Annotated in this window: 13 protein-coding genes; 3 read left to right on the plus strand and 10 right to left on the minus strand. The window is 45.8% G+C overall.

Features of this window, described 5'->3' with window-relative positions; all coding sequences use genetic code 11:
• Positions 1 to 148: 148 nt before the first annotated feature.
• Positions 149 to 508, plus strand: a complete 360-nt coding sequence (locus SIN01_RS06385) for a YppG family protein (protein ID WP_010026299.1) — start codon at positions 149 to 151, stop codon at positions 506 to 508.
• 89 nt (positions 509 to 597) lie between these two features.
• Here SIN01_RS06385 and SIN01_RS06390 read toward each other — a convergent pair whose 3' ends face one another.
• Both SIN01_RS06390 and SIN01_RS06395 read right to left on the minus strand, forming a co-directional pair.
• A complete protein-coding gene (locus tag SIN01_RS06390; RefSeq protein WP_010026298.1) occupies positions 598 to 1,245 on the minus strand; it encodes a hypothetical protein in 648 nt (215 codons plus the stop codon).
• A gap of 187 nt (positions 1,246 to 1,432) precedes the next feature.
• Positions 1,433 to 1,759 carry a metal-sulfur cluster assembly factor gene (locus SIN01_RS06395; RefSeq protein ID WP_010026297.1) on the minus strand — a complete coding sequence of 109 codons (327 nt, stop codon included), beginning with the start codon at positions 1,757 to 1,759 and terminating at the stop codon, positions 1,433 to 1,435.
• Between the two features lie 161 nt (positions 1,760 to 1,920).
• Between SIN01_RS06395 and SIN01_RS06400 the strand changes: the two genes are divergently transcribed.
• A complete protein-coding gene (locus SIN01_RS06400) occupies positions 1,921 to 2,184 on the plus strand; it encodes a NifU N-terminal domain-containing protein (RefSeq protein WP_010026296.1) in 264 nt (87 codons plus the stop codon).
• Between the two features lie 103 nt (positions 2,185 to 2,287).
• Here the strand turns inward: SIN01_RS06400 and nagE are convergent, their stop codons facing one another.
• Positions 2,288 to 4,186 carry an N-acetylglucosamine-specific PTS transporter subunit IIBC gene (gene nagE / locus SIN01_RS06405; RefSeq protein WP_141306021.1) on the minus strand — a complete coding sequence of 633 codons (1,899 nt, stop codon included), beginning with the start codon at positions 4,184 to 4,186 and terminating at the stop codon, positions 2,288 to 2,290.
• A 433-nt stretch (positions 4,187 to 4,619) separates the two neighbouring features.
• The gene (asnB, locus tag SIN01_RS06410; RefSeq protein ID WP_010026293.1) at positions 4,620 to 6,470 is read right to left on the minus strand and encodes an asparagine synthase (glutamine-hydrolyzing); all 1,851 of its coding nucleotides are present in this window, start codon (positions 6,468 to 6,470) and stop codon (positions 4,620 to 4,622) included.
• Between the two features lie 202 nt (positions 6,471 to 6,672).
• On the opposite strand from asnB, the gene SIN01_RS06415 reads away from it, so the two are divergent.
• A complete protein-coding gene (locus tag SIN01_RS06415) occupies positions 6,673 to 7,272 on the plus strand; it encodes a lysozyme family protein (RefSeq protein WP_010026292.1) in 600 nt (199 codons plus the stop codon).
• A 55-nt stretch (positions 7,273 to 7,327) separates the two neighbouring features.
• Here the strand turns inward: SIN01_RS06415 and abc-f are convergent, their stop codons facing one another.
• The 6 genes from abc-f to SIN01_RS06440 form a co-directional block, all read right to left on the minus strand.
• Positions 7,328 to 8,938 carry a ribosomal protection-like ABC-F family protein gene (gene abc-f / locus SIN01_RS06420; protein ID WP_047034729.1) on the minus strand — a complete coding sequence of 537 codons (1,611 nt, stop codon included), beginning with the start codon at positions 8,936 to 8,938 and terminating at the stop codon, positions 7,328 to 7,330.
• Between the two features lie 214 nt (positions 8,939 to 9,152).
• The gene (locus SIN01_RS15655) at positions 9,153 to 9,272 is read right to left on the minus strand and encodes an RAxF-45 family protein (protein ID WP_373864399.1); all 120 of its coding nucleotides are present in this window, start codon (positions 9,270 to 9,272) and stop codon (positions 9,153 to 9,155) included.
• Positions 9,273 to 9,349: 77 nt separating this feature from the next.
• Positions 9,350 to 10,210, minus strand: a complete 861-nt coding sequence (locus SIN01_RS06425) for a YitT family protein (RefSeq protein ID WP_010027034.1) — start codon at positions 10,208 to 10,210, stop codon at positions 9,350 to 9,352.
• Between the two features lie 484 nt (positions 10,211 to 10,694).
• Positions 10,695 to 13,925, minus strand: coding sequence for an efflux RND transporter permease subunit (locus tag SIN01_RS06430; RefSeq protein ID WP_010023507.1), 3,231 nt, complete (start codon positions 13,923 to 13,925; stop codon positions 10,695 to 10,697).
• Positions 13,926 to 14,134: 209 nt separating this feature from the next.
• Positions 14,135 to 15,298 carry an ABC transporter permease gene (locus SIN01_RS06435; protein ID WP_010023508.1) on the minus strand — a complete coding sequence of 388 codons (1,164 nt, stop codon included), beginning with the start codon at positions 15,296 to 15,298 and terminating at the stop codon, positions 14,135 to 14,137.
• Positions 15,285 to 16,427, minus strand: a complete 1,143-nt coding sequence (locus tag SIN01_RS06440) for an ABC transporter permease (protein ID WP_010023509.1) — start codon at positions 16,425 to 16,427, stop codon at positions 15,285 to 15,287. Before SIN01_RS06440 ends, SIN01_RS06435 begins: the two co-directional genes overlap by 14 nt.
• Position 16,428 lies beyond the last annotated feature (1 nt).

Below are 16,428 nucleotides of genomic sequence, written 5' to 3' on the forward strand. Positions count from 1 at the left end.
TAAATACAATAATACACTACAAAACATTTGTCCAACAAGCATCTTACTTGCGGGCGAATGCTGCGCACCAACCATTAACCAAGAGCATAGAATAAGAGTGAGAAAAACCCAAAGCTCTAAAAAACCCCATAAGAAGGAGGGGAGCCTCTTGGTACAGCCAAGTCATAACCCGAGAGACAGCCACTTTGATCCGTTTACTTACATGATGTTCGGCTCGCAAGTCCCGCCAATGCAGCAGCAACCGTACCAGCCGCCACAAGCATTCTATCAGAACGGCGGCTGGCAGGCAAGCAGTGGGCAACCGCAGATGCCGCCACCCGGTGCACCCATGCAACAACAGGCACCACATCCACCGGCAGGTTTTTTAAAGCCGTTTCTCGGACAGGATGGACATATTGACGTTGGGAAAATGATGAACGGTGCATCGCAGCTCGTCAATGTAATTAACCAGACTGCTCCAGCGATAAAGCAGCTGTCTCCTCTGCTTAACTTCTTTAAAAAATCATAAGCTGACCGCATAAATAAGGAAAGGACCGACAGGGTTCTTTCCTTATTACTGTATTTGGATCAGATAGGTTTCAAACGCAAAAAAAGAGATTATAGGAGTTTGTGGTAAGGAGGCGGAAGCAAGTGGCGCATTCCGCTGTTTATTGGGGCCTCTGCTCCCGCCTTGCTGCTGTAGGCAACGATATCAAGTCCAGCATGTTTGGCTTCAAGCATACCTAAAAATAAACCTGCAGCAGATTCACCGCCTTTTGTCGCCATTAATTCATTTAAATCGGTACGAAAGATGAGTGCATCTTTTTGCCCGATCTCTTTAAGGACTTGAATGAAAAACGCTTCTGTATCATTGGCTACCCGGCTGCCCGCCACAGCCTTCACTTTACTGTAATCATTCCGCTCTTGTACGGACTCAAGAGAAGATACGAAAATAAGCCGCTTAATCGGTCGAACCGTTTTAAGGAGCAGCGTAAGCTTTTCTTGTAGCGCGCGATTATACTCCGGATTAATCCGAAACGTGTCGGCAACGATAAGCGGTTTTCCTTCACATCGATCAAATCCTTTAGGGACATGGTGAAAAAGGGCATTGCGACCTAAATAAAGTTGGTTATCTTCTTCTTTTTCCTTTTCCTTTTTCGAAACCGCAGAGCTAATCGAGAGGACTTGATTGCCTGAATTCAGCATTGCTTCAGAGAGCGAAAAACCGGCAGCTGATAATCCGCCGAAAACCACAGTCTCCTGCATCCCCATCGCTCCTTCCTTCGATTCTACAGACCGCGCATTCAATTCACTTATTCATTAGACGTTATGCTTGATCGACCAAGATGATTCTTTTGATGCAAAGACAAAAGCCAATCTAAGTAATCGCTACGCAAGTGTAAGAAAATCCGGAGCAGAGGACAGTGCCCCGCTCCGGATTACATGATCACCTTTATTCAGAAAGCCCAAGTGCAATGCGCGCATAACGCGACATGCGTTCCTTCGTCCAAGGTGGATCCCAGACAAAATTAACTTCGACTTGATTGACTTCATCAATCTCACTAAGTGTACGTTTTACGTCATAGGATAGGGTCGCAGACAATGGACAACCCATGAACGTTAATGTCATCTCAATGATAACGTTATTCTCTTCATCTATATCGACACCATAGACGAGACCTAAATTAACGATATCGACACCTAATTCTGGATCGATAACATTTTCCAGTGCCTCAAGGATGCGATCTTTCAGTTCTTCATTGGTACTGTTTTCAGCCACCGTGATCCCCCTCCTTCCCTTTTCGGAATACATTTAGTATAACCGAATCGAGCACCTATTTCACCTCCAACGTTATAAATCAAGAGTCTTGAATAAACCAATACAATGAAATATGCTATATAATAGAGAAAATATTGTGCTATAGAGAAAGGAATTCGATTATGCATTTTACTGCTTCCTCAACGCCAAATCCAAACGCTATGAAATTCACCGCTGATCAGCCGCTATTTACCGATCGTATTGAAATTATAAAAAGTGACACACCCGCCTCTCCGATTTTAAATGGATTAATTCATATAGAGGGAATTGTCAGCTTGTTCGGCTATCATAACTTTTTAACGGTTTGTAAGACTCCGGACGCTGCATGGGACGGGCTATTGCCGAAAATCGAGAATCTATTGGCAGAAATCAGCAACCCGTTTTGAGATAACGAATATAAATGCCAGCCAGTATAAAGTTTTTCCTTCACCATGAAAACAACAAGCCTGCGCCGTGTCTCGGCGCAGGCTTGTTCCATTTATCGTTTGATTAAGCAAACGTAATGATATCGGACTCATTCTTAGCCACTTTACCACTTTTCTTTAAGACAACATGTTTCGCTGCATCAAGATTGGTAAAGATAATGGGTGTAACAAGGGAAGGAACTTTATTCTTAATGAGCGGAATATCAAAGGACATCAGTTTCTGACCTTTCACAACCGCATCTCCTTCGTTTACGTAATTGATAAATCCTTCTCCGCTCAATTTAACGGTATCCAAACCGACATGGATCAAAATTTCCAGACCATCGCTTCCGGTCAATCCAATGGCATGTTTGGTTGGGAATACGCCGCTTACTTTTCCGTCAACAGGCGATACAACTAGACCTTCATCCGGATCAATAGCAAAACCGTCACCCATCATCTTTTCAGAGAAAACCTTATCCGGAACATCGGTAATCGGAAGCAGCGTCCCTTGAATCGGTGCACAAACGGATTCGGCACCAACGGTCACCGTAGCCAATTCCACGGTTGATTCATCAGGGGCTTCATGTACATCATTTGGAAGCTCCGGAGCACCATGAGCAAGCTGTTGCCGCATTGAATCCGCAACAAATTCCACATCGGTACCAATAATAATCTGTAAATTCGTCTTGTTAAGCTTGATTACGCCATGTGCGCCATGCCGCTTGATTGCTGGGGCATCCGCAACACTCGAATCAACAACATTAAGCCGCAGCCGTGTTGTGCAGTGATCAATCGTTGTGATGTTTTGTTTTCCACCAATGTCATGAATCAATCGAGCGGCCATCACTTCGTACTTATCACCCGCATCAACCGCACTCATCGATTCTCCGCCATCTTCTATCAAATCATCATCTTCACGTCCAGGTGTCTTCAGATTGAACCATTTGATTGCGAAGTAAAAGACGACAAAATAGAGCGCAGCGAAGATCAAGCCGATAAAAAACAGCAGCAGCGGCTTCTGTGCAATCCGATAGTTGAGGATATAATCAATCGCACCTGCAGAGAATCCGAATCCATCATGAATCCCCAAAGAGTACGTGACCGCCATCGAAATCGCCGTTAACACTGCATGAAGGACATAAAGAACAGGCGCAAGGAACATGAACGAAAATTCAATCGGCTCAGTAACCCCGGTGACAAAGGAAGTCAGCGCAATCCCGGCCAGCATTCCGCTAACTGCCTTACGTTTCTCTTTTTTTGCCGCCGCAATCATGGCAAAGCACGCGGCCGGCAATCCGAACATCATGATCGGAAAATACCCGGAGAGCAGCAGCCCTGCTGACGGATCCCCATTGAGAAAACGGGTAATCTCTCCATGAAGTCCTTTATAAGTACCAAATTCAAACCAAACCAATGTATTGATTACATGATGCAGACCAAGCGGGAGCAGAAGCCGGTTCAGCAGACCATAGATTGCTGCACCGAAAACGCCGGCATCATAGATCCACGTTGCCAGATGAGACATACCCAGTTGCACGAATGGCCAGACATAGCCAAAAGCAAATCCAAGTACAAGCATGGCGCCGGACGTTACTATTGGAACAAAACGCCGTCCGCCGAAGAATGCAAGCCAGTCCGGTAATTTTATCGTATGATAGCGGTTATAGAGCATCCCGGCTACAATGCCTCCGAGTACGCCAAGATTAATCGTTTTATTCAATGAAGTCGCACAGGCACTCAGTACAAAAAAACCCATCGCCCCGGCAAGTGCGGCCGCGCCATTATTATCCTTGGCAAAACCTACTGCTATGCCAATCGCAAAAATTAGTGCGAGGTTGGTAAAAATTGCATTACCGGCAGCTGCAATAAACGGTATATTCAGCAGATCCGGCTGCCCCAAACGCAAGAGCAGTGCCGCTGCAGGCAGTGCCGCGATAGGAAGCATCAGTGACTTTCCTATTCTTTGCAGAAACCCTAACATGACTTTCTCCCCCATCATAAAAAGATTTATGAAATAAATGAAGACACTGAACAGGAACGGCAACGATCCTCCCTCGAAAATAATTTCCAACTACTATTCTGTCATTCTTACACAAATAGAGTATGATGTCTAGACAGCAGACACCATATGTCGTTAATAATAACATACTATGTAATATTTAATAACACCAAATTCTGCTATCCCATCTTTAACGCATCAAATGCGCCATTTTGCTTTGCATACGCGTGCATGCTCCACCTGACCAGCAAACGATAACCACAAAAAGAGTGGATCGGTTTTTTTGGAGCGATCGCATCACATTGCTTGAATTACTTTTGAGCAGTGCGATCTATAATCCGCACCTGGTTGCTCCATTTTTTCAATTCGTATGTAGATAAAATCCCTCAAGCGTTGGCCTGAGGGATTCTATTTTTTAGCGATCAAGGATATTGACATTATAGGTTTTCAACCATTCATTCATCTGCGCCATATGGGCAATCAACTGTGGACCGGACATCAGCTGCCCAAACCAAGGCGCCTTAAATGAATCGCCTTTCGAATCAATCAAGTCCTGAAGCTTCTGCTTGTCAACAAGTTCAAGCAAAGGCGAACTTGGTGTATCAATGACTTTTTGCAGCCATTCGGAAACGGCTTGCGTATACTTTGGATGATACGTTTTTGGATAAGGGCTTTTCTTACGATACAGTACATCATCAGGAAGATACCCCTTAAGTGCGGCACGCAGAATCCCTTTTTCATGACCGCCGAGCATTTTCATATCCCACGGCACGTTCCACAGATACTGCACGATTCGATGGTCGGCGAACGGCACGCGCACTTCTAAGCTCGCCCCCATACTCATGCGGTCTTTACGATCAAGAAGCGCCGTCATAAACCAATTCATATTGAGATAGAACAATTCGCGACGCTTGGCGTCAATTGCCGATTCACCCTCGAGCCGAGGTGTTTCGGCAATGGTTTCATTAAAGCGCTCCAGCTCGTATTCTTTTAAGTTGAGCCTGCTCCCCCATTTGCTGTTGAGCAAGTCTTGGCGGGCATCAATCGAACGCATCCACGGAAAGCCTTCCTTAGCAGACGTTTCCGGGCTGTGGAACCACGGATAGCCGCCAAAGATTTCATCGGCACACTCACCGGAAAGGGCAACCGTGAAATCTTTTCGGATTTGTTCACACAACCAAAGCAAAGAGGAATCCACATCCGCATAACCGGGCATATCGCGTACTTGAATCGCCCGTTTCAAATAAGAGACAAGATGCTCATTGTCGATGATCAGATTATGATGCACCGTCCCCAAATACTTGGAAACCTCGTCAATAAACGGTGCATCGCTGTTCGGCTGAAATTTACTTGTATGGAAATATTGGTCATTGCCTACATAATCAATCGAGAACGTATGAAGTGCCGGGCGTTTCTGTTCTTTAAAATATTCTGCAGCAATTGCTGAGATTCCGCTTGAATCAAGACCTCCGGATAGAAATGTTGCCACCGGTACATCTGCATAAAGCTGCCTTCTCACTGCATCAGTGACCAAATAGCGGATATGGGCGATCGTCTCTTCAAGACTGTCCGTATGCTCATGACTTACCACATTCCAGTACCGCCATATTTTCATTCCATTTCTCGTGTACGTAAACGCATGGGCCGGACGTAAATCATGAATGCCTACATAGACGCCATGACCGGGCGTCCGTGACGGTCCAAGACCGAAAACCTCGCATAACCCTTCACGATCAATTTCCGCCTTCATATCCGGATGAGCTAAAATCGCTTTTATTTCCGACCCATAAATCAGCCTGCCGCCGGACTCAGCGTAAAAGAACGGTTTTACGCCCATGCGATCACGTGCGCCGAACAGCAAGTCACGTGCTGTATCCCAAATTGCGAAGGCAAAAATGCCATTGAAATGATCCACACACTGCTCGCGCCATTCAATATAAGCGGTTAGCAGTACCTCCGTATCGGAATGCCCTTTAAAGGTGTATCCTTTTTCAAGCAGATCCGATCGAATCTCCTCCGTATTGTAGAGCTCGCCATTGTAAACCAAAACATAGTCCTGTCCGTTAACCGTCTTTTTCATTGGCTGACATCCGCCCTTAGGATCAACAACAACCAGACGCGCGTGGCCGAGCGCCGCATGCGGCGCAAGCCATGTATTTAAATCATCCGGACCGCGATGATCCAAGGTATGAGCCATATGGGCAATCGTATCTTGCTGGCTGCTTAAATCCCGATGCCAATCAATCCAGCCTGTAATTCCGCACATTCATCATGTCATCCTTTCCTGCCGTGGTTAGGCATTGACCTCTTTTTCATCTTATGCAGCAACGAAAAGCATGTGAGTCATTCGCCTAAGATGTACGCGTTCAATGAATCATCAATTAAGTTTCTTTCACTTAGACGGTCGAAAAGCGGCGTATTTCATTGAACTTTATAGTAAGTAAAGAGAAGAAAAGGCAGAGAAGTTCATGATACGTCAAACGCTAAAAATAATTCTATCCTCATCTCTGCTCATTGCGATTTCCTTTGTTCTGCTGTACATTGTTTCAAGTTTGTACAGTCCGCAAGCGGATCATGTTCCGCTGTTAAATGACAAACGTGTGATTAGTGATGACGTCAAAGCTTATCGGCCGACGATTACCCAAGTTGCAAAAGAATATGGGATCGGCGATTATACCGATCTGATTATGGCGATTGTGATGCAGGAATCTAAAGGGAAAGCCGTCGATGTGATGCAGGCATCGGAAAGCTTGGGGAAACCGCGCAATTCAATTGCTACTCCTGAGAAGAGTATTCGCGCAGGCATCCAATATTTTAAAAGAGCACTGAACCGTTCCGATAATGACCCTTCGCTTGCGCTTCAGAGCTATAATTTTGGGCTTGGATTTGCTGATTATGTCAAAGCGCATGGTGGAAAATTCAGCCCGCAGCTTGCCCATCACTATGCTGATCAGAAAGCGCGTGAACTCCAATGGAGCAGTTATGGCGACCCGGACTATGTAGCGCATGTCATGCGTTATTATAACAACGAGAAGCAGAAACGTGCGCTCGCCAAAAATACGGAGTAATAGCAAAAGCCATCGTATCTTTTCAGAGTACGATGGCTTTTGCTGTCTCTTCGTGTTAATGGTCGAATTGCGAGAAGTGTCTTTCCTTATTCAAATGGCCATTTTGCAGCCAATAGATCTCGTTAAAACAGTTCGTCAAAAAGTAACGATCATGACTGACCGCAAGTACGGTGCCGCTGAATTGGTTTACCGCTTCCTCGAGTACTTCGCGCGAATCGATATCCAAATGATTCGTTGGTTCGTCGAGTACGAGCACATTGATCTTCTTCATCATTAAATCAGCCAATCGGATTCTGACGCGTTCGCCGCCGCTGAGCGTGCCAATTTTTCGAAACACGTCCGATCCGTAAAACATGAATTTAGCCAGCTCATGACGCGCTTCACCTTCAGTCAGTCGGGCATGTTCACGAAACACATCAATCACGCGGCGATCACGCTCGTCCTTGCTTTCGAAGACATGCTGTGATAAAAAGCCAATATTTAAATTTGTTCCATGACGCACCTCGCCTTCATCAGCTTTTCTTTTGCCGAGCATACAGTGGATCAAGGTCGTTTTTCCGGAACCATTGGGGCCGCAGATTGCGACGCGCTCGTGATAACGAATAGCCAAAGACACATGATCGAGCAATTGGACCCCATGGTAAGCAATGGACAAATTGCGGCAGCTGAGCACGCGGTCTCCTGTTCGCGTATTCGCGGCAAAATCTAGGGCCATTTGATCTTGTCCCATTTTTGGACGTTTCAGTCGTTCCATGCGATCAAGTGCTTTTTCCATGCTCTTCGCGCGGCGATGCATTCCAGCATTGGGCGGCTTCGCTTGATTCGCCCATTCCTTGAGCCGTTTGATTGTCTCTTTCATTTTCTTGATTTTTTTCTGTTGATCTGTGTAAGCTGCAAAGGCAAGCATGAGCCTTTTTTGTTTCTCTTTAACGTAACTGGAATAATTTCCCGTATAACATACTGCAACACCAGCATCAAGCTCCAGCACTTTACTTACCGTGCGGTCAAGAAAAAATCGATCATGGGAAACCAGCAAAATCGTTCCTTTGTATTGCCGAATAAACGATTCCAGCCATTCAAGCGAAATAATGTCCAAATGGTTTGTTGGTTCATCAAGCAGCAGAAAATCCGGCTCAGACAACAATTGAAGCGCAAGACCGACCTTCGTGCGTTCGCCGCCGCTGAGCGAATCAAACGGGTGATCCAGCAATTCCTGAATGCCAAGACCGCCGGCGATCTGATCCATTTTATACTCCATTTCATAACCGCCTGATTTCTGAAATTCATCCTGAAGCCGTGCATAACGGTCGAGCATCCGCTTCAGTTGGTTTGGTAAACATCGCGCAAGCATTTGTTCCAATTCCTTCACTTTTTTCTCGATGCTGAGACAGTCGGCAAAAGCTTTCATCAAAAACTGACGAACGGACTGCCCATCCCCGTTCGGAAGCTGCTGTAAATAGCCGACTGTAGCACCGTTCTTTATCGCGACTGCCCCTCGGTCCGCAACGTCGCGTCCGGCGATCAGATTAAGTAGTGTCGTTTTCCCGCTTCCATTTGCTCCGACAAGTGCAACCTTTTCACGATCGTTTACTGAGAAACAAACATCGCGTAAAATCTCATTCCCAGCTATATTTTTATGGATATGATCCGCATGACAAATCATCATGATACGCACGTCCCCTTAACTTAAGATTGTCGCAAAAACTGCTTACTTTTCGCGGACAACCGCGCAGACGGACTGCCTATTAGGGAGCATTATTTAAATCATCATTTTCTATAAAACAATTGCGATCAAAGCAAAAAAATCCACAGGCGTACATCCACCCGTGGATTTCATTCCATAAAGCAATAAATAAGCCGCTGTGCGGGTCCGCGTACGTTCATGAACTGCTATTGTTTTCTAAAAAAGGGCAGACTTGTCCCTTGAAGAAAACAACCGCAAAAATCGCGCGAACGATATAGAGAAAAGACTCTAACTGAGCGCGACACTTCATGAACATCAACCGACCCACCTCCTTATCATTGTTACAAAAAGTGTACCAAATTGAGAAAAAAAGAACAAGTCTTTCACTAATCCTCACGATTCTTTCTTGCGCACGAACAATCCATAAACGTCCGTGGTTTCAACAATGTTGGTGAATGCGCGCGGATCAATTTCCTTAATAATTCGCTTAAGCAGATAAAGCTCATAGCGGGTCAGCACAATCATAAGCACATCTTTATCTTGATTGGTGTAGCCGCCTTTTGCGGGTATTTTGGTTACCCCGCGATACATTTGCGTTGCAATTGCCCGCTGCAATTCCGACGCCTTCGATGTAACCACCCATGCGGTCAACTTCACATAACTTGTGTGAATCGCGTCAATAACCCGAATGCTGACATAGAGCTGAAGCAACGTGTACAGCGCGCGCCGCCAACCGAATAGGAATCCGGCAGACACAATAATTAAACTGTTCAACGCAAACATGTAAAAACCGATCGGACGGTCTTTCATGCGTGTCAGAATCATGGCGATAATGTCCATGCCTCCGGTTGACGCGCCGAATTTCAACGTTAGGCCAACGCCGATTGCCTGAACAACCCCGCCAAAAACCGCATTCAGCAAAATATCGTTTGTTAATGGATGAAGCGGAATTACTGCCATAAACAGCGTCGTCAGCACAACACTGATTGAACTGTATAAAGTGAAGCGGTGTCCAACCTTAATCCATCCGGCATAGGCAACCGGAATATTTAAGAGCAGCAGCAGAACACCGGTACTCAAATGGAACGAGGTCGGCGCAAGCAGTGCCGAGATCAACTGGGCGATACCTGTAACTCCTCCGGCCAATACGTTTGCCGGGATGAGAAATAAGTTCATCGCAGCAGCGTTCAGCAACGCACCGATGGTTACAAGGGTCATTACTTTCAAATCTTGATAAAAAGTTTTTCCTTTCATCATGCCTGTCCTCTCACTTATTCTCAGTTAAGAACAAATCTGACTGAACGCCAAGGGCAGCCGGTCTGTTTCTTATTAGTACCAAATTAACACAGAGGACAATGATGCTCAAATTTTTTGTGAATCAAATTTTAAATACATGCCATGCGCGCTATGGCTCGACATTTCAGCCGCTCGCATCAATAGGGTGCGACCGCGAGTGCACCGCAAGGCAAAATCATATTTTTCATTAGAAAACTTGGCTACGCCTGGTCCTTAATCTCCAGCCATGTGTGATGGACTCGTGTCTTCTCGGTGCTGAAATCGTCGCTCCGGTTACTCGCTGGCACACATCAACTAAGGCAATCCCGCAGGCGCCAGAGACCTACGCTTTCAGCCAAGACACTGGTCTATTGGTTTGAAGATGGAACAAAATTATAATCATTCTTTACCTGCTAAAAAAAACTGCTTCGAGCAAATGCGTCGAAGCAGTTTTTGAATGCGGTTAGTCATGTACGGTTGTTTCTTCTTTATGTGTCATTTTACGTTTTAATTTCATCAATGCTTCATAGACAATCGGCACGATCAGTAAGGTCAAGAGTGTCGAACTCGTGATTCCGCCGATAACGGTAACCGCCAATCCTTTAGAGATCAAACCGCCGCTTCCTTCCATGCCGAATGCAAGTGGCAGCAGCGCGCAGATGGTGGCAATTGCTGTCATCAAAATGGGTCGGATACGCGTCCCGGCTGCTTCGAGCAATGCTTCGCGCGTACTTAACCCTGCTTTTTCCTTGTGGATGACGCGGTCAATTAAGACAACTGCGTTGGTAATAACAATACCGATCAGCATCAATGCGCCAATCATTGACGACACACTGATCGTCTCGCCACTAATCAGCAGGGCAACCAAACTTCCGATAATTGCGAAAGGCAGCGAGAACAGAATGGCGAATGGTGCCAATCCGCCGCCAAAGGTAACAACGAGTACGAAGTAGACAATGATCACCGCAGCGAGCATGGCGAAGCCGAGCTGACTGAAGGAGTCGTTCATCTGTTCGGTTACTCCCGAGAAAGATACGCTGGCGCCATCTGGAAGATCCAGTTTGTCAATCTGCTCTTGCAAATCGGCAGTTGCCCCGGATACATTCTTTGCCGTTACCTTTGCCGAAATCTCAGCGTAGAGCTTACCGTCACGTTTTGTGATCGTTTGCGGTGAGGATCCTTTTTCAACCTTTGCCAAATCACTGATCTTCACATTTTGACCCGTTGGTGATGCAACGGTTTGGTCGGTCAGTACGTCCAGCGACTTCACATTCGCATTGCCTGTGGTTTTCAAGTAAACCTTAAGGTCATCGCCATTCCGTTTGATTGTTGTTAGTGCCCGATTATTGGTCATGCCGCTTGATCCGAGCAGCGTTTGTGCAATTTGTCCGGCAGCAATACCATTCTGACCAAGTTTTGCTTGATCGGCTGTAATCGTGTATTGATCGTAAGCCTTTGAAAGACTGGAGTCCGCATCCGTGAAATTTTTATCCTTTTTCACGACATCTAAGACGTCGCTTGTTACCGGGCGAAGCTGATTCATTGAATCGCCATACACATAGAGCGTCAGCGTATTCGAGCTTGAACCGGAGCCAAAGTCTTGGAATTTAAACTGACCATGATCGGCACGGGCATTTAAGCCCTTCAGCACCTTTTGCTGGAAATCCTCGAAATTTGGGGTGCTTGTTTTGTAAGAAACAAAGAACAACCCCTGATTATCGGATGATTGGAACATTGCCGAAGAACTGTAGCCGCCAATCGAATATTGCACTTTATCCATATACTTGCTTGATTCTAAATAGCGTTCAGCTTCCTCTGCAGCCCTTTGCGTATCCTTGACGGTTTGTCCCGGATCCGGATTATACGTAATAATTAATTCTTTTTCCGAGTCGCTTGGCATGAAGCTTGCGCCGATATGCGGCACGAGGAACAAACTTGCTGCAAAGACAAGTACTGCAGCGCCAAAGACAAGAATCTTGTGGTTCAAAGCGCCGTTCAAGATTTTCCGATAGCCTGAGGCAATTTTTCCTGGTTTTTCCTCATGATTGATCTTTTTCTTCAAACCATTCTTAAAGAAACTGTTCGAAAGCATTGGAACGATCGTGATCGCGACAAGAAGCGAAGCGAGTAGGGAGAAGACGATCGTTAAGGCAAACGGCCAAAAGATCTGCCCGACAACGCCTGATACGAGAGCCATCGGCAAGAACACCGCAATCGTTACAATTGTCGAAGAAAGAATTGGAATGAACATTTCATGAGTTGCTTCGCGGATTAATTCCCTACCTCTTAGTTTTTCTGTAGACAGCGACATTCGCCGGTAAATATTCTCGATGACAACTATAGAGTCATCAACAACACGCCCGATCGCAATCGTCATCGCACCAAGTGTCATAACGTTCAACGTAATATCCATTTGTTTCAGCACAATCAAAGCAATCAGTAATGAAAGCGGGATGGAAATGACCGAGATTAAGGTCGTGCGGATATTTCTCAGGAAAAGCAAAATGATCAGCATTGCAAATAGCGCACCGTAAATCGCTTTTTCCACCATTGTTTTTACTGACTGCTCGATTGGTTGGCCCTGATCAAACATTGATTCCGTTTGAATGTCTGGGTAGGACTTGTTAAATGCTGCCACTTTCGCTTTGACGTCATTCACAACGTCAACCGTATTTGCATCTTGACCTTTTACAACAGACAAACCGATGGAGCGTTCACCGTTTGTACGGGAAATCGATTCAGCTTTCTTCTGGAGCGTTACACTTGCCACTTCAGAAAGTTTGACTGTCGGCAGTTTGATTGCTGCAGCTTGCTGGGCGCCTGAAGCTGAATCGGCTTGCGCGCTTGCATCCTGCTGAGTCTGGCCCGCGTTTTGCTGCGTGCTCGCTCCGGTCGCGGCTTGCTGCTGGGCAGCAGTGCCCGGTTGTGCCTGCCCGCTAAGCGCTGGTTGCGGTGTATAGGGGATCCGCATATCCTTCAGATCATTCACAGATTTAATATTTCCGCTGACAACAATTGATTTCTGACTCTGATCAATCGTGTAGAGGCCAAGCGGAGCCGACACGTTATTTCCTTTAATCAAATTTACGACTGTATCTTGAGAAAGTCCGTATTTCTTCAATTGATTTGCTTTAAAAGAGATTTGAACACTTTCTGTTTGCTGTCCAGACAACGTGACCGAAGAAATTCCGTCAACGCCTTGAATGGATGGAAGAAGATCCTTTTCGACACGGTCGCTCAACCGATCCAGCGACATGTCTTTGCCGGAAACACTTAAGCTGTAAACGGGCATCGAATCCATACTGATGCGCGCAACATTTGGCGTCGATACTTGATCAGGCAAGCTCACCTGGTCAACCGCTTCTTTAATATCGTCTGTTGCTTTGTCCATATCTTTACTATAATCGTATTCAACAACAACTGCAGACATACCGGTTGACGACGTTGCACTCACATTCTGAACGCCGGGCAGTGCCTGAAGCTTCTGCTCAATCGGCTCGGTCACACTGTTGTCAACTTCATCCGGCGATGCGCCCTGATACACTGTTGAAACACTGACGACAGGTATGATAAAATTCGGCATCGTTTCCATCTTCATATTTGTACCGGCATAGATCCCGCCGATAATGACAACGAGCGTCAGCAGCCATACCGCCAGCTTATTCTTCATTGAAAACGCGATTATTTTTCGCACCCACTCAATCCACCTTTTCCTGTATAATTATGGTACATGAATCAACCCTCATTCATTGTAAACAAACTCTGCGTTTGCCTACTAGATCCCTCAGACTTAAAGCCGCTACGCCTTAAGACCTAATCACGCCAATCTTTTATTTACCATACAAAACCAAAATGAACTGAAGATGAATTTTTTTTATCCTTTTATGAATCCTTTGCTGCATGTTAATTGGTAGCTTGCTGTCTTCTTCCAATGACCAGAGCGATAGCGATGAAGGCTCCGGTGAAAGCAAGCATGATTAACATGCTGTACAAAGACGGTGCCAGGTGGTCCCATGAGAAATGCGTTAATTTTGCGATCCTGGTGTTTGCTTGAACATACCAATAGGTCGGTGTGAAGCTGGCAATTTTGAGTACGGTGCTATTAAGAAATTCCTGTGGAACAAAAACACCGCTAATGAAACACGTGCCCAATGTGATCAAATTACATACCGCTGAGACGGCATTAAGACTCTTTAAGACCGTACTGATCAGATAACTGAGACTTGCGATGCATCCGGTAAACAAAAGCGAATTGATCAGGAAATAGAGCATATTCATTGTGACGATGCTCTGCGGATCAAGAAGGAAACAAAAACCGACCAATACCGCCCATGAAGCGCCGGCAAACAGCAAATTCGCTGCAAGAAGCTGCATCGTGACGTTTGCTTGCTTCAGCGGCGAGCAATAGTGACGCATTCGCAAATCGCGTCTTCGAAAGACCATCATCGCTGTCGAAATCCCCATAATCAGCACTGCGGACAATGTATAAGCAAGGAAATTAAAATAGAACATTGAGAAACTGTCTGACGTTTTCGCCGCGTTTTCTGTTTTCATGACTACCGGGGTAGTGCCGGATAAATTTGCTCTTAAGCGGCTGGCCAAGCCGTTCTGACTGATCCCCGGATCATGGGCCGCATAGAGGCGGGCAAGGTTCCAATACTGATCAACATTGAGGTCCACATAGGTGTTCTCAATCGAATTCGGTACAACCGTTTTTTCCAGCTGCATTTTTCCACCGCTGAGCACGCTCTCTGTAAATCCTTTAGGAATACGCAGGATATAAGTGACCTGGCGAAAATAGAGCGCATCCTGAAGCTTCTCGGATTGGTCCGGCAAGGCAACAATCGTCGTACTGCGCGAAAGTTCCTTGCGAAACCCTTTGACAAGCGGGGTCTGTTCTTCTGCAATGAAGGCAACTCGTGCTTTCTTTTGCGAGAATGTCGTTGGCCGTTCCGATACACTGGTTGCTGAAATCAAAAGCGCGATCGCCAGAAAGATAACGATATAGATCGAGACCGAGAGCCAATTTTTCCGGAAAATTTTCAAACACACTTTAAAGACGGGCATATTTTCGCCTCCTGATGATCAGATAGGTCCCCGCGCAGAAAACAATGATAAAAAGGACCATCATCCCCGCGTTTAATGCAAAGCGGTACAAGTTATCATAGTAATAGAGCGCGTAAAAAGCGTCCGTCAGTAAATTGACCGGATTAAGCCATGAAAGAAGCGGAACATGCTGAGAAACGATATATTTCATGTTCTGATACATCATCCCAGACAGGAAAGAACCAGCCATCGTCACGAAGATAAGACAAGCAATTTTCAACCCTTCTCCCGCCTTGACGACAGCACTGATAAAAGCTCCAAATGAGATACCGAGAATACTTCCTAACAGAGCGGTAAGCACCACGAATCCTGCACGCGGACCAAAATCAATCTTCAGTCCGAACCGCAAATAAGCAAGCAGAATAAGAATTTCTGTAAAAAGAATAAGCAATGCTGCCAGACTGCCGGCAATAAACGCCTTGAGTTTATGAATCGGTGCTGTATTGATTCGTGCGGCACGCTCCGTCTGGTCTGCCTGAATGTCCATGATTTCCTTCGATCCCCAGAAGCTTCCGTACAAACAAGCCATCGCGATCAAAACATAGAAGTAATTCAATACATTATTTGGTTCCGCACCGCTTCCGGAAACCTCTTTTACATAACTGCGACGATCGCTCAAGTCTTGCAGCAACCCGTTTTGCAGCGCATTCGGATTGTCCTTGGCAATCTGCGCTACCGCAGCGCTGTTTGTACGGTATTGATCAACGAAACTTTTCATAATACTCTGATTGAGTCCGGATTCATTCACCGTTAATTGAATCGTTTCGCCGCTTGAGAAATAACCGTCAATCTTCCCTGCCTTCAACCATCGATCAGCTTCTGCCTGACTGGCAGCTGTTTTCATCGTGAACAAACGATTTTTTCCTTTTGAGACGCTGCGCAGAACCTCTACAAACGATGCATCATAGTGGCTGTTGCCGCTCGGTACCACCGCGGCATGAATCGGATGAAACGATTCTTCATCGTTCAGGTTGCTGAAGGCCATGTAAAAGAAGGTTCCCAACAAAATAGGAAAAAGAAGCGTCCAAAATACCAGCTGCTTATCCCTGATTAGGCATTTAAAACGATAGAAAAAAATATGTGCGAACATG

The organism is Sporolactobacillus inulinus, assembly GCF_006539285.1.
GTDB classification, from domain to species: Bacteria; Bacillota; Bacilli; order Bacillales; family Sporolactobacillaceae; genus Sporolactobacillus; species Sporolactobacillus inulinus.

Coding starts and splice junctions, on each gene's coding strand:
- asnB (WP_010026293.1), bottom strand. CDS start 6,470: ATGTGCGGAATTACAGGCTGGATTGATTGGCATCGGGATTTAAGCAGC.
- SIN01_RS15655 (WP_373864399.1), bottom strand. CDS start 9,272: ATGTTCATGAAGTGTCGCGCTCAGTTAGAGTCTTTTCTCTATATCGTT.
- SIN01_RS06440 (WP_010023509.1), bottom strand. CDS start 16,427: ATGTTCGCACATATTTTTTTCTATCGTTTTAAATGCCTAATCAGGGAT.
- SIN01_RS06400 (WP_010026296.1), top strand. CDS start 1,921: ATGCATTTTACTGCTTCCTCAACGCCAAATCCAAACGCTATGAAATTC.
- SIN01_RS06390 (WP_010026298.1), bottom strand. CDS start 1,245: ATGCAGGAGACTGTGGTTTTCGGCGGATTATCAGCTGCCGGTTTTTCG.
- abc-f (WP_047034729.1), bottom strand. CDS start 8,938: ATGATGATTTGTCATGCGGATCATATCCATAAAAATATAGCTGGGAAT.
- SIN01_RS06425 (WP_010027034.1), bottom strand. CDS start 10,210: ATGAAAGGAAAAACTTTTTATCAAGATTTGAAAGTAATGACCCTTGTA.
- nagE (WP_141306021.1), bottom strand. CDS start 4,186: ATGTTAGGGTTTCTGCAAAGAATAGGAAAGTCACTGATGCTTCCTATC.
- SIN01_RS06415 (WP_010026292.1), top strand. CDS start 6,673: ATGATACGTCAAACGCTAAAAATAATTCTATCCTCATCTCTGCTCATT.
- SIN01_RS06435 (WP_010023508.1), bottom strand. CDS start 15,298: ATGCCCGTCTTTAAAGTGTGTTTGAAAATTTTCCGGAAAAATTGGCTC.